Genomic DNA, 18384 nt, shown 5'->3' with positions numbered 1-18384 from the left:
GCGGGCAATCCCGGCCATTCGGGCCCTCTGCTCTGGTGTCCACATCCAGAGCTTGAATCACATCCGCTCCAACTTTCCAAACAGGCTCTAAAATGAGTCCGGAAAACTGTAAAACTTCGCTCGAAAATACAAGATTGATACGGTTTTTTCAGAGAACCTAATTATAGAAAGATATAGTCGACTGGTTCCGTAGAGGCGTTTGAGGAGCGATGTTCACTGAAATGCTCGACGTGTGAATGGATTTTCCATGAAGGATATTGCTTAGTGTCTCTCCAAATAGAAATAGATCCTGTAGCCACACTGAAGTTTCTTCTTCTGACTACACCTGCAGCGCTCCTATCTTATTATTTTTATTGGCAGAAGCTAGGTACGAAGATATCGCATAAACTGACAATATCATGCTCGAAAGGAGAAAGTCCGAAAATATCGGAGATGATTTTAATCAACAAGAAAGACAAGACAGAGGTATTGTATGCAATATATTTTACAATAAACAACACATACTTTACCTACGCTACGCTCGAAACGCCTATAGTGTTGCCCGCAAACGGTTCATGTACAGTCTATCCAGATGACGTCACATATTATACGAGGAATAATAAGCCATTTAACATGAGTTATTATTTGGCAAATAATGGAGATGAGAGCATTGGCATATATCTGAAAACCAGCAAAAAAATTTATCGTTCTTATCCCGACTATCAAAACTCAGAACTCAATCATTTCGAACGAAAAGCCATAGAGGCTGGCGGTAAGTTTGTGTTTAAGCATAACGGTGTAGTTGTGCCAAAAGACGCACTATACGCTATAGATTATAAAATTGGCGATGAGGAGAAAGTCTCTTTTATCCTGAAAAATGGGTTTATAAAATGGTCATATTTCCCAAATTTGATAGTCAAGCTGGAATCGAGTAGCTCAAAGGAATTAGAGGAAGTTCTTCGGAAAGATAAAGACCTGTCATTCATGAAGTATATATTTCTGACGAAGATACAAACTAAATGAAACAGAAATTCTCATGAAATCGTAGAAAATTATCGTACGTAATTTATAGGCAATGACATAAGTTTTAGAAAGAGAATGTATACATCATATTTTTCGTCATATAAATTATACGAAATCTATGATGAGGTTCGTTTTTACTGACCGGTCATACCACACCGGAAGTCTTGCACCCCGACAATCATATCGGTGTAGTTAGGTGCGATAGGAATAGCGCAGATGGCCTGCACCTACACGGACTGCGAAAGGCCGCCAGAAGGCTGGCGGAGATGGGCTGCACAACTGACCAAATAGCGACCATCACGGGCCATGCGACTCTCGCAGAAGTCGAGCGATACACGCGCGCTGTAGATCAGGAAAAACTGGCCCGCTCGGCGAGCGAAAGGATCAAATTGTAAAATGAGTCCGGAAAACTGTAAAACTTCGCTCAAAAATGGCGGATTACTGCGGTTTTCAGGAAGAAATGGCGTCCCATAGGGGATTCGAACCCCTGTTGCCGCCGTGAGAGGGCGGTGTCCTAGGCCTCTAGACGAATGGGACGAGGCGAGGTGCGTTCTATGCGATAAGAACGAACCTGCCAAGGGGTTATTTTGTATTTTCCTTGATTAATTTTGCGCTCAGCTTTTCTCCAGCCAGTAAGTGCACGTGATAATGCGGGACTTCTTGCCCAGCATCGGGGCCCGTATTGCTGATCAGACGATAGCCCAGGGTCGTAAGGCCGAGCTTCTCGGCAACCTGTGCAACTGCACGGGCAAATCCAGCAATCTCCGCGTCAGACGCTTTCAAGGCGAAATCAGCCGAGGAAACATAGGCTCCCTTTGGAATGATGAGCATATGGATTGGCGCTTGGGGCGATATGTCAGGAAAGGCAAGAGCGTGGTCGTCTTCGTAGAAAACCGCGACCGGGATCTCCCTGCGGAGGATTTTTGCAAAGACGTTCGCTGGATCGTAGGGGAGGGCAAGATCGACAGCCATGACTCATTCCTTTCCTTCACGCGGGCGGGAAGCTTTTTCCTCAACGCCGCTCATCGCCTCGCGTCGGCGGAGCTCGTGCCAGACTGCATCTGGCGTTACGCCAGCATCCACCCACATGACGATCAGATGGTAGAGAACGTCAGCGCTCTCACTCACAAGCTCGGATGTCTTGCCCGCAACGGCTTCGATAAGGCATTCCACAGCTTCCTCACCGAATTTCTGGGCAATCTTCTTACGTCCGCGTGCCATCAGCCTTGCTGAATGACTCAATGCCGGATCGGTACCGCGTCTCGACTGCACGGTTTCGAACAGGCGGTCGAGCACCTGAGCATCGACAGGCGACATATCTTCCACGACGGGCTTCGGGCTGTTTTTCTTGCCACGCGGTTTTTTTACCGATGCTCCTTTCGGGCCGGCAGCCTTATCGCCCTTCTTGCCAGCGCTTCCTTCGGTTTTGCGTGTGGTACGTTTGGTGGCAAGCGCCATGATGCAGATCCGTCTATAGTCAGAAAGAAAATCGAATTGTCAGTTTGCGGGTCTCACAGGAAGACCCGCAGTTTCGAGGGCAGCCTTGACGCCTGCAATGCCGAATGTGCCGAAATGAAAGACACTTGCTGCAAGAAGACCACTCGCCCCCGCCTGCGCACCCTCCACAAAATGCTGCAACGACCCGACGCCCCCCGATGCGACAACAGGGATCGTGATCTTGCCGCACACCGTACGCAGCAGATCGAGATCGAACCCCTTGCCGGTGCCATCCCGATCCATGCTGGTCAGAAGGATCTCACCGGCACCGCGCGCCTGTGCCTCCTGTGCCCAGGCCACGGCATCGATCCCTGTCGGCTCGCGGCCGCCTTTGGTATAGACCTCCCAACCGCCATTCCCATCGGAGCGGGCATCGATCGCCACAACAACGCACTGGCTGCCAAACCGATTGGCCGACTGGTTAATAAGGTCTGGATTATAGACAGCAGCCGAGTTCACCGCGCATTTGTCAGCGCCTGCAAGCAGGAGTTTGCGCATGTCTTCCGGCGCCTTCACGCCACCACCAACGGTCAGCGGAAGAAAAACGCGCTCCGCTGTGCGACGCACCACGTCGTAAATCGTCTCACGGTTTTCGACACTCGCGGTAATGTCGAGAAAGGTCAGCTCATCGGCACCCGCTGCGTCATAAACGATCGCCTGCTCGACAGGGTCGCCTGCGTCGCGCAGTGAGACGAAATTGACGCCTTTCACCACACGGCCATCCTTTACGTCGAGACACGGAATAACTCTCAGCTTGAGCATGCAGCCCCCTCGACAATCTCAAGCGCTTCCTTGAGGGAAATACGGCCGTCATAGAGCGCACGCCCCACGATTACGCCTTCAAGCCCCGGCACCTCCTGCGCAATCTGTCTGAAATCGCGCAGATGCTGCGCTGAACCGACACCGCCGCTCGCGATAACGGGAATGGAGAGCGCACGTGCAAGATCGGCAGTCTGATCGAGGTCCAACCCTTCGAGCATGCCATCCCGCGTGATTTCAGTGAAAATCACAGCAGCCACGCCCGCGTCCTGCATGCGAAGAGCGAGGTCCCGTGCGTTGAGCTCCGATACCTCGGCCCACCCTTCAGTCGCCACACGCCCCTGACGCGCATCGATCCCGGCAACGATCCTTCCCGGGAAGGCCTTGCAGGCTTCGCGCACAAGTTCGGGATCCTTGACCGCCACTGAGCCCAGAATGACGCGGCTCAGTCCGGCATCGAGCCAGCGCGCGATACCGGCCATGTCGCGAATGCCGCCGCCAAGCTGAACCGGCAGGTCTGTAGCGCCAATAATGGCCTCTACAGCAGCACCGTTTGCCGAGCGTCCGGCAAACGCTCCATTCAGATCGACAACATGGAGGTGCGAGCATCCGGCATGCGCAAACTCCCGCGCCTGTGCGGCAGGATTATCCGAGTAAACGGTTGCATCGTCCATCTCACCGCGTCTCAGCCGCACACAGGCTCCATCCTTGAGGTCGATCGCCGGATAAAGGGTGAGGGAGCGGTGCAGGGTGCCGTCCGTACTGGCCACGGAGTGATCCTTTCGGGATGTATGTCTGGAGGAAGAGCGGTTCGCCTCGGGGTCGAGACGCATGGTCATATGAACGCCGCGCACGACGCCGTCATGATTGCGGGCGTAGAAAGGATGCGTCCCCCAGGGCTCGAACCCGAAGGAGAGAAACATGGAAAGGGCCGATGCCTGGGTTTCCGGCACCTCACAATTCAGGACACGACACCCCAGGGCACGGGCGGCGCGGATGACTGCTTCAGCCAGCACATAGCCATAGCCCTGACCACGAATATAAGGTGCAACAAAATAACCGCGTATCTGCGCGGTCTGAGCCTGAGCTTCGTTATTGCGCGAGGGTCGGACAAGCTGCGCGCATCCCTGTATCTGGCCGGTCTCGTCGCGCACGACAAAAAAGCGCGTCTCGGGAACCAGGAGCAGGCCATTGAAATAGCGCTCGAGGACGGCCCTTCCCGGTGGGGTCAACCACCCCAGACCACCGCCATCGAGTATCGCCGCCGTCGTGATCTCGCACAACGCAGCCATATCGCTTTCGTCAATGCGCGTCAGGCGTTCGGCAGAGCGGATCACGGCTTCCAGCTCAGAAAATTACCCATGATCGTAAGCCCGGTCTTCTGGCTTTTCTCCACATGAAACTGCGTACCGCATCTGTTGTCACGTGCAACGATTGCCGGGACCGCATCACCATAGGCAGCCGTTGCCACGATATCCGCCGGATCCCAGTCCGTCAGGGCATAGGAATGCACGAAATAACCATGATCGCCAGGAGACAGGCCGTCTGTCAGTCTGTGCGCTCCGGGTTCGAATTCCAGAACATTCCATCCCATATGGGGCAGGCGCAGCCCGGCATCGAGTGCGTGGGTCATCTTGGCAATACTGCCCCTGATCCAGCCGAGGCCAGCAGTACGGCCATGCTCCAGCCCCCATTCGGCCATCAGCTGCATCCCGACGCAGATTCCGAGGAAAGGCGTACCCCTGTCGGTCGCCTCGATAAGGGCCTCGCGCAACCCTCCGTCCAGTCCCGAAGCGCAATGGGCAAACGCCCCCTGACCGGGCAGGATGATGTGGTCGGCGGCAAGAACCGTCTCAGGATCGCCTGAAATGACAACCTCGGCATCAAGGCCGTTCTCGTTCACTACGTGGCGTGCGGTCTGTGCTGCCGAAGCCAGATTGCCGCCGTCGTAATCGATCACCACCACCCGCCTCATGACGCGACGACCTCGCGATCGAAGAAACGCAGTCTGGCATCGGCTGCGTTGCGCCCAAGCCAGATACCGTCCACAACCCCGCCCTTCAGACGCGCTTCCCAACCGGAAAGCTCAGCCCCGAAACACGCAAGACTTAAATTGATCAGCACGAGAAGCGGCAAGCCATATGCCCCCGCGGCGCGCAGGATCAGCAGGGATGCGCAAGCGGCAAGGCAGAAACAGATCCAGCAGCGCGATGCAAGAAAGCCCAGAGCACCGAAGAACCAGAGCCTCCAGTGGAAGCCCTGCTTGATCATCACCGGCTCAGGCTGCGAACCGGTTCGGTAAGCGAGATAGCTCTTCACAAAACCCCCTTCGTCGACGGGATAACGCCGGCAGCGCGCGGATCGGGTGCCACTGCCATACGCAGAGCACGCGCGAACGCCTTGAACCCGCTTTCCGCGATATGATGGGCATTGCGCCCCGCTTTGCAGGTTACATGAAGCGCGATCGAGGATGCCATGGCAAAAGCGCGGTAGAATTCCTCGAACAGATCCGTATCCATCTCGCCAATACGTTCGCGAACGAAACTGACATTCCATGCCAGATAAGGCCTGCCGGAAATATCGACCACAACCTCGGTCAGAGCCTCATCGAGCGGCACGAGGGCATGGCCGAAGCGGGTAATCCCCTTCTTGTCGCCTAGCGCCTGCGCGAAAGCCTTGCCCAGCGCAATCCCGATATCCTCGACCGTATGATGACCGTCGACGTGCAGATCGCCATGACAGCGCACCTCAAGGTCGAAGCCACCATGCTTCGCGAGTGCCGTCAGCATATGGTCGAAAAAACCTATGCCGCTATTGAGGTCGGCTTGACCGCTTCCGTCGAGGTTGATCGCAACGGAGATATCGGTCTCACCCGTCTTGCGGATAATGCGGGACTGTCTGGCGTCTGTCATGATGCCAAGCATAAACTATTCGTCGCGAATAGGCGATGGCCTCTTGGCGAGCCTGCGGGAACTTGCCATCTATCGTGCATGAGCAGTGCACCCGCATCATCCCCCGCTTTAGATGTCCTGCTATCGAGGGCATCTACCGATCATCTGAGCGCGCCCGCCCCGGACAAGGAGCAGATCGCCCGCATTCTTTCCGCGGGGCTACGTGCGCCCGATCACGGGAAAATCAGGCCTTGGCGCTATATTGTGATCAAGGGCAAGCACCGCGCCGAATTTGCCGAACAGGTCGTCAAGGCCATGGTCGCGCTCGATCCGGACGTGCCGCAGAAAAAGATCGAAAAGCGCAGACAGCGCTTCTCTGAAATGCCCATGATCGTGGCACTGGTGATGGCGCTTGAACCAGACGGAAAGATTCCCGTGCTCGAACAGGAGCTTTCGGTCGGCGCCGCCACGATGAATGTGCTCAATGCCCTCCATGCCGAGGGCTTCGGTGGTTTCTGGGTTTCGAGCGATTTTGCAGACCAGCCCTGCTTTCGCGAGGCACTCGGACTGACAGGCACGCAGAGCCTCGCGGGTTTCCTTTTCGTCGGCACACCCGACAAGCCCGTTCATGGCGCGAAACGTCCCGATATCGCTGATTATATGGCCGTCTGGAAAGGTGAGCCTGTTTCGTTCGGGGCGGACAAGTGAGCACAAGAGCGTCTTCTCTATCGTACGATATCACGATCGCCGGGGCAGGGCCGGCGGGTCTCGCCTGCGCCCTGTCGCTTGCCGAACAGGGATGGCGCGTTGCCGTCATCGATCCCACACCGGAAGCCGTGCTCGCGGCACCTTCCTTTGACGGGCGCGAAATCGCCCTGACCCATCATTCGCGCGACTGGCTGGAAACGAATGGTGTATGGAAACTTATCCCCGCGCACATCGTCTCGCCGTTGCGTACTGCCCGCATCGAGTCAGGACAGGAAGCTCCCGATCATCCTTCCGGAGCGCTCCTATTTCAGGCGCCACCTGGCTCTGCTGACGCGCTGGGCTATCTTGTCGCAAACCACCTGATCCGGTCCGCACTCCATCATGCGGTACGCGAGCAGGGACGCGTGACGATTCTTGCAGGCAGGAAGGTAAGCCGGAGTTCCGGCAATGCCGACAGGGCCATGGTGCTGCTGGAAGACGGCACGCTGATCGAGAGCGCACTTCTGATTGCCGCCGATGGGCGGTTCTCCCGCATCCGTCAGGCGAGGGGGATTGGCGCAATCGTGCATGATTTCGGCAAGGAAATCATGGTGTGTCGTATGCGCCATCCCCAGCCGCATGATGGCGTAGCCCTGCAGTGGTTCGACAAGGGGCAGACGATCGCGCTCCTCCCGGTCGCCGACGATGAGCAACCCGGCCATCTTTCGTCTCTCGTATTGACGCTCGATCCGGATGAAATTGCCCGTCTGCGCGGCCTGGACAAGACAGCCTTCGACGCCGAGATCACCCGTCGCACGCAGGGCCGTCTCGGACCGATGAGTGTTGAGAGCGGGCGCTGCACCTATCCGCTTAAAACCGTGTTCGCTCATCGATTCCAGACGACCAGACTGGCTTTGATTGGCGATGCAGCCGTGGGCATGCATCCTATCACCGCCCATGGATTCAATCTGGGGCTGACCGGGCAATCGATACTGAATGAGGAAATCGCGCAGGGAGATGGCGATCCGGGTGCCCCGGCGGTACTGCGGCGTTTCGAGCGACGTCACAGGCGCGCAACCGCGCCACTTTTTGCAGCGACAAACGGCATCGCCACGCTCTACACGCATGACGCCTTGCCAAGCCTGACCCTGCGCCGTGCAGGACTTGCGGTCGCACAGCGACTGACACCGCTCAAATCTGCCGTAACCGGATTCCTGATGGATCGTCGCAAGGCTGGATGAATGCCCGATAGGTGATCCTGTCCGCGTGGGGTCTTTGAGACGGTACCGAACCAACAAAAAAGGCGGGTGAGAGATGATTTCTCTCGCCCGCCTTTTCTGTGTTCAGCGCCTCAAATCAGGCGGGTTTTCCCAGCTCCAGCCCGGCATCCTGCAACGCGCGATAGGCATCGAGCATGATGGCATTGGTCACTGCACCAACGTCACGTACCGACGATACCTTGGCCGACAGGGCCAGCGTTACGCCCGTATCGGTAATAGCCGAAATCGCTACGCCCGGCGCCGGATCCTGAAGGATGTCCGTGCGGCTTTTCATCATCGCCAGCAGGACTTCCTGCGCCTTCATCGCATCGGCACGCGGTGAAATCGTCACGGTTGCCGAAGCTGCACTGAGCGATGTACCGAGTGTGGCATTGCGCACGGCTGAGGTAATGAACTGCGAGTTGGGCACGATCATGGTCGAGCCGTCTCCAAGCCCGATTTCCGTCGAGCGCACACTGATACGCTTCACATCCCCCTTGATCGAACCGAGCTCGATCAGATCGCCCACACGTATCGGCCGCTCAGCCAGAAGAATGATACCCGATACGAAATTCTGGACGATCGCCTGAAGTCCGAAACCGATACCGACAGAGAGCGCACTGACCACCCAGGTCAGGTTCTTGACCGTAACGCCAGCCTCTGACAGCACCATGAGGAACACGGCGATCCACGCAACATATTTGAAAATGTTGAGGATCGAGGTACGCGCACCGATATCGAGATTGGTCGTCGGGAAAAGACGCGTTTGCAGCCACTGCGTGAACGCCCCGATCGCATAATAGGCGACGATCAGTATAACGATGCACAGAACCGCGGTATTGAGCGAAAACTGAACGCCGTTGATCGTTTGTCCGACGAAGAGTCCCCGCACGGCATCGGCCACAACGGGAATATCGAGCTTTCCGCCAGAGAGGCAGATCGCAACGAAAACAATAATCAGACCAACGTTGAAGACCCCCGAGAGCACCACGCCGAACTGGGCCACGCGATTGGAATGAACGCCAAGCCGTGACAGGCGGCGGGAAATAACCGAGCCGACCGAGAACGTACGCGCGGTGAATTCCTTCATCGCGATGGAAAGCAGAAGCAGGGTGGAGAGGCTGACGGTCAGCGTGACCGCCCAGACAGCCACGGCAAAAGCGAAGGCGAGATACCCGATGGCAATAGCGAACCAGCTGATGACCAGAACCAGCCATGCAAGCCCGTAAAATGCCGGGGCCATGCGTGCATCGGTTCGCCCTGTAAGACGACGACAGAGCCCGACGAAAAGGAGGGAAACGGCAATGGTAAAGACCGCTTCGACAAGACGCCTCGATGTCACCGGAAACGCGTTCTCCTGACCGACGATCACGAACAGCGTCTGCAGCAGGACGAAGACAGCCACGATCCAGTCCACACCCCAAAGGGCACGCGTCACATTCTGGGTCACACCGTCAACTGCGGTTGCGCGACTCAGGGCCGGCAGACCGGCACCCAGAATAAAGCCGCAAAGAGGCATGATGCCTGCAATGCCCTCCATGATGAGAGGGCTGCGCCCGACACTCAGAGAGAGAACTCCCGAGACGATTTCCCAGAAAATGAGCATGAGAACGCCGCAGGCAAGGCCGCAAAGCGCCACGGGGATGAAGGACTGGTGCGTCTCAGGTAATGGTTCGCCGGTAAAACGCTGCGCGATATTGCTCTCGGCAACGCGGAACATGCGATATACCGGGCGTGCAACAAGGATAGTCAATGCAAAGACGCCGATAAGCGCGCCGAGCATGACCGGCCAGTTGTAAAGCACCCCGGCGTAACCGTTATTGACGGGCGGAGCGAAGGTCAGCCTGAGTTCTGGCCCTTCCTGGATCAGGTCGCGCCAGAACCCCAGCGTGAGAGGTGAGGCGATCCGTTCGGAAAGAAGCGCCTGCTGACTCACCGCACCGCGGCGCTGCACTTCAAGCTGAACCTGCTTGGCCTGAAGGCCGAGGAGCTTGCCCTGCGTGACGGTCGACTTGATATCCTGCAACACGGATTGCAGATGCGTGCGCTGTGCGACAATCGCCGGGCTTTCGCCCTCGGCCTTGTCCCCGATAATCTCCAGATAGCTCTGATAGACGGTCTGATAAGACGCAGCCTGGGTCTGGATGGACTGCGCTACCGAGGCCACGGAGTCCACCTGATCCGAAAGATCCGACAGCGTTTCGCTACCCAGCACGATATCCGTGCGGTTCAGTTGCCCGTAGATATACTTGAGCCGCCCCTGAGCCGAGCTGATCTGCTTGTTCAGTGTGGCAGAGACGGTGGTCCAGCCATAACCGTCGGCTGCCGAGGGTGCCAGAGGCGCGGCAGGCGGCGCTGCAGAGGGCTGGGCATTCCCTTGCGCCGCCACGGCCGGAACTGGCGACATCGACAGGGCAAGGATGAGGAAAAGCCCATGGAGAAGTTTCAAGGCGGGCCGCCTCGTCATGGCTGAGCTATCGATGATTGCCTCCCGTTAATAATCGTATCGTGTCGTTAGGAACGGCGTAAAACGCCTTGCGTTCGTTCCGCGCCTTCCGCGCCGGTTCAGATCGACCTCGATTTGAGATCCCCGATGGACTCATATCCCTCGCGATAAAGCTCGCTCAGCAGCTCTTTCTTGATGCGCTGAACCAGGCCCGGCCCGTGATAGATCAGGGCGGAATAGATCTGGACCATGTCCGCGCCCGATTTGAGACGTTCGAACACATCGAAGCCGCTTTCGATACCACCGCAGGAAATTACGGCAATGCGCTTGCGCACCAGCGGGACGATACGACCGAGCATGTGAACGGCAAGCTGAGCCAGAGGACGTCCCGAGAGGCCACCCGCCTCGCTGGCCAGAGGGGAGCGAAGCGAATAGGGGCGGCTGATCGTCGTATTATTGACGATAATCCCCGACGCGCCACCTTCGATGGCAGCCTCGACGATGTCGGGCAGGGCGTCCGGATCGAGGTCGGGCGCGAGCTTTACAACCAGGGGTGGCAGGGAGTCATTCTGTCGGGTGACGGCCTGCAGAATATCGAGCAGACTGCTGGCGCTCTGCAGATCCCGCAATCCCGGCGTATTGGGCGACGACAGATTGATCGTGATGTAGTCTGCCAGCGGCGCCACACGTGCGGCGAGAGCGGGGTAATCCTCGAGCGGTTTCGCACCGATCTTGTTGATACCGAGATTGGCTCCAACGGGTACGGCTCTGATCGATGCATTGCGCCCCGCCTGAAGGGTGCGAAACCGGTCGAGACGCCGCGTGAAAGCCTCAATTCCGTCGCCGTTGAACCCCATGCGATTGATGATCGCCCGATCTTCCGTCAAGCGGAACAGGCGCGGCTTGGGGTTACCCTCCTGGGGTCTTGGCGTAACCGTGCCGCATTCGACGTGACCGAACCCCATGCGCGCAAGCGCGAGCGGGGCCTTCGCATTCTTGTCGAAGCCAGCGGCCAGCCCGACAGGATTGGGAAATCTGAGCCCCATGCATCGCGTGCTCAGAGCAGGCACGTCTTTCGGCGCGCTAGGCCCCAAACCGAGGGAGAGCGCCTCGATAGCGGCCTCATGGGCAGTCTCGGGATCGAGACCATGGAACAGCTTTGTGCCCAGGGTCGAGAGGAATGAATGGGCCATGAAACATCCTGCACAGAAGATCGATGCGCCTCTCTATAACGCTCTGCCTGCTCGGGTCGACCCCTCTTGCGGCCATCGCATCGCCACGCAGCTTGCCTGCGCGTGCCGGCACGATCGCGTGCAGCGAGTGGTGCGGGCCCGGATCCGGAAAGAGCAACACAGCTCGCCCTTTCAACACGAATTCCCGTCGGGCGCTGTTGCTCACCAACCCGTAAACATGGAATGAGGGGACGCACGCTGCGGACCTGCCCGGCGCAATCGCATAGAGTGGAGACAGCATCATGTGGGACGAGCCCTATCTGGAGACCTGCTGTCGTTCGACGCTCCACAGGGTCCTGCTCTGCGAAGGCATAGGCCGGCCTCAAGGGCTGCGCGACCAACCCTGCCTGGAGCGCCTGCAGGCCATGGGGTTCGTGTTCGTAGGCGATGACGGGCGCTTTCACATAACCCCCGCCGGGATGAGCCGACACGATCAGGAAATCGGACAGCTCAAGCCCATGTCAGGGCGTGCCTCGCACATCCGTTTCTGATCCCTCTGCCATCTTGGCTTCAATTCATGGAATGCGCCGGGAACTGCCCGCGTAAGACGCATGATCGTCAGACGCGTGATGGCCGGTCTGCCACACAACCCCAGGAAAGACCGGCTCAAACCACGCGCTAATTCGGTTGACAGAAACCTTACAAGGACGCAACACTCACGCCCATACCAGGGGGGGCCTCGACAAGAGGCTGAGAGGCTGATCGCGGGATAACCGCAGCGCAGCGACCCTTTCGCCCCGGCATGTGGGCGAAGAACCTGATCCGGTTCGTACCGGCGTAGGGATTGGTGTGAGCGGACCGATCTCCTTTCGTGACGTCCATTCACTCTGCTCTTGCGCTGTCGGACATAACTCCACGCCGCAAGGGGAGACATGATGGACGACTCAACGCTCAACACCACCGAACATGACACTTCAGAACAAGGCACCCTGGGTCAAAACAGCCCGGTGCGGTCCGGGCGCGACAGCGCTCCAGCCCACGGCAAGGTGACGACCGGCCCCATCTCGGGCTCACGCAAGGTCGTATCCAGTCCAGCCGACCGGCCGGACATTACGGTGCCTTTCCGCGAAATCGATCTCGAACCGAGCGCAAACGAGCCTCCGGTGCGCGTCTATGACACATCCGGCCCCTATACGGCGCCGGGCTATCATGCGGACGTGTCACTGGGTCTGCCCCATCTCAGAAAATCCTGGCTCGCCAGAAGAGGGCTGACACCGGTCACGCAAACAAGGGCGATCAAGCCCGAGGATAACGGCTTTGCCAAAGGCGATCATGCCGTGCCTCAATGTCCGGCATCGCACGACGTGCTCTGTGGCGATGCAGCGCCCCATGTCACACAATACGAATTCGCACGCGCCGGTATCGTCACCGAAGAAATGATTTTCGTGGCGCATCGTGAAAATCTCGGTCGCGCCGCAATGGTTGAGGGCGCGGAGGCACGACGCGCCGATGGCGAGGATTTCGGCGCGGAAATACCCGCCTTCATCACCCCGGAATTTGTCCGGTCGGAAATTGCCGCGGGCAGGGCGATCATTCCGGCCAACATCAATCACCCCGAGCTTGAGCCCATGATCATCGGGCGCAATTTTCTCGTCAAGATCAACGCCAATATCGGCAACTCGGCGGTAACCTCTTCGGCAGCAGAGGAAGTCGAGAAGCTTGTCTGGTCGATCCGCTGGGGTGCGGACACGGTCATGGATCTCTCCACAGGGCGCAACATCCACAACATCCGCGACTGGATCCTGCGCAACTCCCCCGTTCCGATCGGCACGGTACCGCTTTACCAGGCGCTGGAGAAGGTGGGCGGTATTGCCGAAGAGCTGACATGGGAAGTCTATCGCGACACGCTGATCGAACAGGCTGAGCAAGGCGTCGATTATTTCACCATTCATGCCGGCGTGCGCATTGCCCACGTGCCCCTGACGGCGGGTCGTACCACCGGGATCGTCTCCAGAGGCGGGTCGATCATGGCGGCGTGGTGCCTTGCCCATCATCGCGAGAATTTCCTGTACGAGCATTTCGACGAGATTTGCGACATCATGCGTCGCTACGATATCTCGTTCTCGCTCGGTGACGGCCTGCGCCCCGGATCGATTGCCGATGCAAACGACGCCGCACAATTCGCTGAGCTGGAAACGCTGGGGGAGCTGGCCCGCATTGCCTGGGCCAAGGGATGCCAGGTCATGATCGAAGGGCCGGGTCATGTGCCCATGCACAAGATCAAGATCAACATGACCAAACAGCTGCGCGAGTGCGGCGAGGCACCTTTTTACACGCTCGGTCCGCTCACGACTGATATCGCCCCCGGTTACGATCACATCACCTCGGGCATCGGGGCGGCGATGATCGGATGGTACGGTTGTGCCATGCTCTGCTACGTCACACCCAAGGAGCATCTGGGTCTGCCTGATCGTTCCGACGTCAAAGTCGGTGTGATCACCTACAAGATTGCCGCCCATGCGGCCGATCTCGCCAAGGGGCATCCCGCGGCGCAGATACGCGACGATGCCATTTCACGCGCACGATTCGAGTTCCGCTGGCAGGATCAGTTCAATCTGGCGCTCGATCCCGACACGGCGCGCTGTTATCACGATGAGACTCTTCCGAAAGAGGCGCACAAGACGGCGCATTTCTGCTCCATGTGCGGGCCGAAATTCTGCTCGATGAAGATCAGTCACGATATCAGGCGCAATGCCGAGCGTGAGCAGGGCATGGAGCAGATGAAAGAGAGCTTCAAGGCGCATGGCAGCAAGCTCTACCTTGCACCGGGCGAAGTCGAACCCGCCTGATCTGGCACTGTCCGCCGGTCCCTCTTCCTGCGGCGGGGAGAGGGGCCGGCACTTCGCCCGCTCTTACCTGACTACTTGATAACAGCCGTGCGCCGCACGGATGCGTGATCGTGACAAGGTGCCGGTGCTACGATAGACGGATGCGCCGATCACGCATCCGGATTGTCATGACCTATCTTTACCTAATGATCGCCATCTGCTCCGAAGTCTTCGCAACGACCATGCTCAAGATGTCGGACAGTTTTACGCGGCCCGTTCCCGGAATGCTGAGCGTTCTGGGTTACTGCATCTCGTTTTATGCCCTGTCATTTACGCTGCGCGTCATGCCGACGGGCATCGCCTATGCCATCTGGTCCGGCGTGGGGATCGTCCTGATTTCAGCAATAAGCTGGGTCAAGTTCAAGCAGGCACTCGATCTTCCCGCTCTGATCGGGCTTGCCCTGATCATCGTCGGTGTGGTGATCGTGAACGTGTTTTCGCGCTCAGTCATGCATTAACGGTTAAACGGCGTGAATTTAACGACGTTTCCACGCATTTAATTGACGATTGCCATGGCAGGTTCTTATGCCAGAGCAATGAAGGCGCCCATGGTCGAACCCCATATCCTCGATACGCTCACATCAAGACATCGCGCAGACGCGTCCAAATATCGCGCGGAGAACGCCGGAACGCTGCCACCTGTGGCCATCAAAACGAAAAAGCGTGCGAAGAAAGCGACCCAGGCAGCCCCACTCGTAAGCGAACCTCATCTGGAAGCGCTCCTGAAAAAAGATCTCGCGCGTGCCATGGTGCGATGTACGAGCTTCTATATGCTCGACATGCCCGAAGATCTGATCGAACAGAGTGCTGCATTTCTCGATGCGCTCGGCAGGTTATGGGCAGCGCGCGGTATCGATCCGGAGGCTGTATGGCGCGAGATCGATCATCGGGTGCAACTTGGCAATCTGCTGAACCGCCTTAATCGCCATACGCCGATCGAAGCTGAGACGACGCGCAAATATTGGCGTCCATCCTCTACCAAGCTGCCCTGACCGTTAGCTCGCGCACCGGCATGCTCTTTGCCAGAATTTTGGCATAACAGGACTTATCCAACGATACATCATGGAAAACTCAGCCGATATTGCCGTCCTGTTCGTCCTTTTCCTCTCGGCGCTATGGGGTGCCACGCGAGGCTTCGCCAAAGAGGTTTTCAGTCTTGCGGCCTGGATCGGCAGCTTCGTACTGGCCGCACGCATCGCCCCGCTGATCCTGCCCTGGCTTGCGCAGAAGGTTACCGATCCGCTTGCCGCCTCGGCGCTCGCCTATATCCTCGCGTTCATCGTGCTGGTCCTGCTGCTCTCGACAGTTGCGCAGCGCTTCGCTGCCACACTGCGCACGCTTCTTGTTGGAGGTACTGACAGGATACTTGGTTGCTGCTTCGGCATCGCGCGCGGATACATCCTGGTTGTTGTGCTTTATCTCGTCTGTATGTCGCTTGCTGGCGCAACAATTGCACAATCGCTCATTGCAGGGAGCCGTTCGGGTCCCTACATCCTGACAGGCGTGCACATGGTGCAGGAACTTATGCCATATTTCCCGCAACTTCATCTTGCCATGCCGCCCGCAACAGGCCATGAGGCTGCCTTCTGATCGACCCGCCTCGAACGCCTTATTCCGAATGCCCCATACCGAATGTCCCACACCGAATGTCCATGTGTGACCCCGCCGAGGAGCGCTGCCCGATGATGCACCCCGAAACACTCGACACCTTGAACCGCCCTTACGAGGAATGCGGCGTGGTGGGTATCTGGGGCGCTCCCGACGCAGCCGCACTTGCCGCACTGGGCCTTCATGCACTGCAGCATCGCGGTCAGGAAGCCGCAGGTATCGTCAGTCATGACGGCGAACGTTTCTGTCAGCACAAGGGCTTGGGCCTTGTGGGCGATGTCTTCAGTGATGCGCGGGTCATGAACACGCTCAAGGGCAGCGGAGCCATCGGGCATAACCGTTATGCCACCACCGGCGGCACGCTTCTTCGCAATGTCCAGCCCCTCTATGCCGATTTCGAATTCGGCGGCCTGGCCGTGGCACATAACGGCAACCTCACGAATGCCGCCACACTCAGACAGGCTCTGGTCAAGCGCGGCTGTCTTTTCCAGTCGACCACCGATACAGAGGTCTTCGTTCACCTCATCGCCATTTCGCTATACGCCACAGTTCTCGAACGTCTGGTCGATGCGGCCAAGCAGGTGAAGGGCGCCTATTCGGTTGTGGCCCTGACACCGGACTTTCTGGTCGGATTGCGCGACCCGCTGGGGGTCAGGCCGCTCATTCTTGGCCGCCTGGCCGATGGCGGATGGATGCTCGCCAGCGAGACCTGTGCACTCGATATCGTCGGGGCAGAGTTCGTGCGTAATGTCGAGCCGGGCGAGCTGGTCATCATCGATAATGACGGCGTACGCTCCATGCGTCCCTTCGCTCAGACAAGGCCCCGCTTCTGCGTTTTCGAGTATATCTACTTCGCCCGGCCTGACTCGATCCTTGAGGATCACTCCGTCTACGAAGCGCGCAAGCAGATCGGTGTCGAGCTCGCACGCGAAAGCGGCGTCGAAGCCGACGTGGTCGTGCCGGTCCCCGATTCAGGCGTGCCGTCGGCAATGGGCTTTGCGGTCGAGAGCGGTATTCCTTTCGAAATGGGGATTATCCGCAATCATTATGTCGGCCGTACATTCATCGAGCCGACAGACCAGATCCGCAATCTTGGCGTACGTATGAAGCATTCGGCCAATAGACCGGTGCTGGAAGGCAAACGCGTCGTTCTGGTCGATGACTCGATCGTGCGCGGCACAACTTCGCGCAAGATCGTCGACATGGTGCGTGCAGCCGGTGCGACGGAGGTGCATATGCGCATCAGCAGCCCACCGACGAAGCATCCCTGTTTTTACGGGATCGACACGCCCGAGGAGAGCCAGCTCCTTGCCGCAACGCACAGCCTCGAGGAAATGGCTGAAGCCATCGGCGTGGACAGCCTGGCTTTCATCTCGTTCGACGGTCTGTACCGTGCGCTTGGCCACGACGACCGGACAGGTGCGCAGGGCCGCTATTGCGATGCCTGCTTTACCGGTGATTACCCGATCGAGCTGGTCGATAAAGAAGGGCGACTGGTCGCCTGATAGGAAAACGGGGCCTCTCAGGCCCCGTTTTCACGTTCCAGCCCCGCAAGAAACATGCGTACGACCTTGCGGAGATATTCCGTCTGACCTTCCCAGTATTGCTTGGTGCGGCAATGGCTCAGCTCGCAAAGCACGGATGTCGCCAGAGCGCTGCCAAACAGCATGTCCGATGCTTCCTCCACATCGCCAATGACAAGACTGCCATCCTCAACGAGGCGTTCCAGCCAGACGCGCAAGGGAAACGGACCGGCCGCACTTGAAAAGAATTCGCGTACGAAGCGGCTGACTTCGGGATTACGCGAGACCTCGGCAATCACCACCCGTATGAGGCTCAGACGTTTTTCCGCCATCATGGCGACCGACAGGGCTTCGAGCCCGTAAACCAGACGGTCCTCGACCGTGTCACCCAGAAGTTCGAGATCGCGCATCCCCGACAGCAATAATCTGTCACGAAGCAGAAGCTCGACCATTTCCTGTTTCGATGCAAACATGTGGTAGAGCGTCTTCTTCGACATGTTCGAGCATTGCGCGATACGGTCCATCGAAGCGCCCGAATAACCATATTGCTGCAGAACAATTTCTGCTGCGTCGAAAATTCTTTCTCGTCGTTCGGTCTCGCACAGCACGGGTGGACGCCCGCAATGCTTGCGCATCAGAGCAGGTTCACGGT

The 18384-nt window shown here is 58.0% G+C and carries 20 protein-coding genes and 1 tRNA gene; 10 read left to right on the top strand and 11 right to left on the bottom strand.

The window, feature by feature from the left end; genetic code table 11:
* Nucleotides 1-624: 624 nt before the first annotated feature.
* Nucleotides 625-1002 carry a hypothetical protein gene (locus tag NF685_RS13775; RefSeq protein WP_252850071.1) on the top strand — a complete coding sequence of 126 codons (378 nt, stop codon included), beginning with the start codon at nucleotides 625-627 and terminating at the stop codon, nucleotides 1000-1002.
* Between the two features lie 164 nt (nucleotides 1003-1166).
* On the top strand, nucleotides 1167-1397 hold the full coding sequence (locus tag NF685_RS14385) for a tyrosine-type recombinase/integrase (RefSeq protein ID WP_353936385.1): 231 nt from the start codon (nucleotides 1167-1169) through the stop codon (nucleotides 1395-1397).
* Nucleotides 1398-1463: 66 nt separating this feature from the next.
* Here NF685_RS14385 and NF685_RS13770 read toward each other — a convergent pair.
* From NF685_RS13770 to hisB, 8 genes are all read right to left on the bottom strand, one after another.
* Nucleotides 1464-1539 (bottom strand) — tRNA-Glu (locus NF685_RS13770).
* Between the two features lie 45 nt (nucleotides 1540-1584).
* On the bottom strand, nucleotides 1585-1974 hold the full coding sequence (locus tag NF685_RS13765; RefSeq protein WP_252850070.1) for a histidine triad nucleotide-binding protein: 390 nt from the start codon (nucleotides 1972-1974) through the stop codon (nucleotides 1585-1587).
* A gap of 3 nt (nucleotides 1975-1977) precedes the next feature.
* Entirely contained in the window at nucleotides 1978-2319 is a 342-nt protein-coding gene (locus NF685_RS13760; protein ID WP_306414231.1) for a phosphoribosyl-ATP diphosphatase, read from the bottom strand.
* Between the two features lie 180 nt (nucleotides 2320-2499).
* Nucleotides 2500-3261 carry an imidazole glycerol phosphate synthase subunit HisF gene (gene hisF / locus NF685_RS13755; RefSeq protein ID WP_222547376.1) on the bottom strand — a complete coding sequence of 254 codons (762 nt, stop codon included), beginning with the start codon at nucleotides 3259-3261 and terminating at the stop codon, nucleotides 2500-2502.
* On the bottom strand, nucleotides 3249-4550 hold the full coding sequence (gene hisA / locus NF685_RS13750) for a 1-(5-phosphoribosyl)-5-[(5-phosphoribosylamino)methylideneamino]imidazole-4-carboxamide isomerase (protein WP_252850074.1): 1302 nt from the start codon (nucleotides 4548-4550) through the stop codon (nucleotides 3249-3251). Before hisA ends, hisF begins: the two co-directional genes overlap by 13 nt.
* 41 nt (nucleotides 4551-4591) lie before the next feature.
* On the bottom strand, nucleotides 4592-5233 hold the full coding sequence (hisH, locus tag NF685_RS13745; RefSeq protein WP_222547375.1) for an imidazole glycerol phosphate synthase subunit HisH: 642 nt from the start codon (nucleotides 5231-5233) through the stop codon (nucleotides 4592-4594).
* Nucleotides 5230-5577, bottom strand: a complete 348-nt coding sequence (locus tag NF685_RS13740) for a hypothetical protein (protein WP_252850068.1) — start codon at nucleotides 5575-5577, stop codon at nucleotides 5230-5232. The genes hisH and NF685_RS13740 overlap by 4 nt, the downstream gene beginning before the upstream one ends.
* The gene (hisB, locus tag NF685_RS13735; protein WP_252850067.1) at nucleotides 5574-6170 is read right to left on the bottom strand and encodes an imidazoleglycerol-phosphate dehydratase HisB; all 597 of its coding nucleotides are present in this window, start codon (nucleotides 6168-6170) and stop codon (nucleotides 5574-5576) included. Before hisB ends, NF685_RS13740 begins: the two co-directional genes overlap by 4 nt.
* Before the next feature lie 78 nt (nucleotides 6171-6248).
* On the opposite strand from hisB, the gene NF685_RS13730 reads away from it, so the two are divergent.
* Together NF685_RS13730 and ubiM are read left to right on the top strand one after the other, a co-directional pair.
* Nucleotides 6249-6857, top strand: a complete 609-nt coding sequence (locus NF685_RS13730) for a nitroreductase family protein (protein ID WP_252850066.1) — start codon at nucleotides 6249-6251, stop codon at nucleotides 6855-6857.
* Nucleotides 6854-8077 carry a 5-demethoxyubiquinol-8 5-hydroxylase UbiM gene (ubiM, locus tag NF685_RS13725; RefSeq protein WP_252850065.1) on the top strand — a complete coding sequence of 408 codons (1224 nt, stop codon included), beginning with the start codon at nucleotides 6854-6856 and terminating at the stop codon, nucleotides 8075-8077. The genes NF685_RS13730 and ubiM overlap by 4 nt, the downstream gene beginning before the upstream one ends.
* Before the next feature lie 115 nt (nucleotides 8078-8192).
* Here the strand turns inward: ubiM and NF685_RS13720 are convergent, their stop codons facing one another.
* Nucleotides 8193-10544 carry a mechanosensitive ion channel domain-containing protein gene (locus NF685_RS13720; protein WP_252850064.1) on the bottom strand — a complete coding sequence of 784 codons (2352 nt, stop codon included), beginning with the start codon at nucleotides 10542-10544 and terminating at the stop codon, nucleotides 8193-8195.
* Between the two features lie 116 nt (nucleotides 10545-10660).
* On the bottom strand, nucleotides 10661-11734 hold the full coding sequence (locus NF685_RS13715; RefSeq protein ID WP_252850063.1) for a quinone-dependent dihydroorotate dehydrogenase: 1074 nt from the start codon (nucleotides 11732-11734) through the stop codon (nucleotides 10661-10663).
* A 281-nt stretch (nucleotides 11735-12015) separates the two neighbouring features.
* Between NF685_RS13715 and NF685_RS13710 the strand changes: the two genes are divergently transcribed.
* The 6 genes from NF685_RS13710 (at nucleotide 12016) to purF (ending at nucleotide 17714) form a co-directional block, all read left to right on the top strand.
* Complete coding sequence (locus tag NF685_RS13710) at nucleotides 12016-12264, top strand: hypothetical protein (RefSeq protein WP_222547368.1); 249 nt, start codon at nucleotides 12016-12018, stop codon at nucleotides 12262-12264.
* A gap of 381 nt (nucleotides 12265-12645) precedes the next feature.
* Nucleotides 12646-14562: a phosphomethylpyrimidine synthase ThiC gene (gene thiC / locus NF685_RS13705; protein WP_252850062.1), complete on the top strand. Its 1917-nt coding sequence runs from the start codon at nucleotides 12646-12648 to the stop codon at nucleotides 14560-14562.
* A gap of 167 nt (nucleotides 14563-14729) precedes the next feature.
* Complete coding sequence (locus NF685_RS13700) at nucleotides 14730-15059, top strand: DMT family transporter (protein WP_252850073.1); 330 nt, start codon at nucleotides 14730-14732, stop codon at nucleotides 15057-15059.
* 54 nt (nucleotides 15060-15113) lie between these two features.
* Nucleotides 15114-15593, top strand: coding sequence for a hypothetical protein (locus tag NF685_RS13695; RefSeq protein ID WP_252850061.1), 480 nt, complete (start codon nucleotides 15114-15116; stop codon nucleotides 15591-15593).
* Nucleotides 15594-15663: 70 nt separating this feature from the next.
* Nucleotides 15664-16191: a CvpA family protein gene (locus NF685_RS13690; protein ID WP_222547366.1), complete on the top strand. Its 528-nt coding sequence runs from the start codon at nucleotides 15664-15666 to the stop codon at nucleotides 16189-16191.
* A gap of 92 nt (nucleotides 16192-16283) precedes the next feature.
* Complete coding sequence (gene purF, locus NF685_RS13685) at nucleotides 16284-17714, top strand: amidophosphoribosyltransferase (RefSeq protein ID WP_252850060.1); 1431 nt, start codon at nucleotides 16284-16286, stop codon at nucleotides 17712-17714.
* Nucleotides 17715-17731: 17 nt separating this feature from the next.
* On the opposite strand, the gene NF685_RS13680 is transcribed toward purF, so the two are convergent.
* On the bottom strand, nucleotides 17732-18367 hold the full coding sequence (locus tag NF685_RS13680) for a TetR/AcrR family transcriptional regulator (RefSeq protein ID WP_252850059.1): 636 nt from the start codon (nucleotides 18365-18367) through the stop codon (nucleotides 17732-17734).
* Nucleotides 18368-18384 lie beyond the last annotated feature (17 nt).

The sequence above is a fragment of the Asaia lannensis NBRC 102526 genome (genome assembly GCF_024054035.1).
GTDB lineage: Bacteria > Pseudomonadota > Alphaproteobacteria > Acetobacterales > Acetobacteraceae > Asaia > Asaia lannensis.
This window is presented reverse-complemented; position numbering and strand designations above follow the sequence as displayed.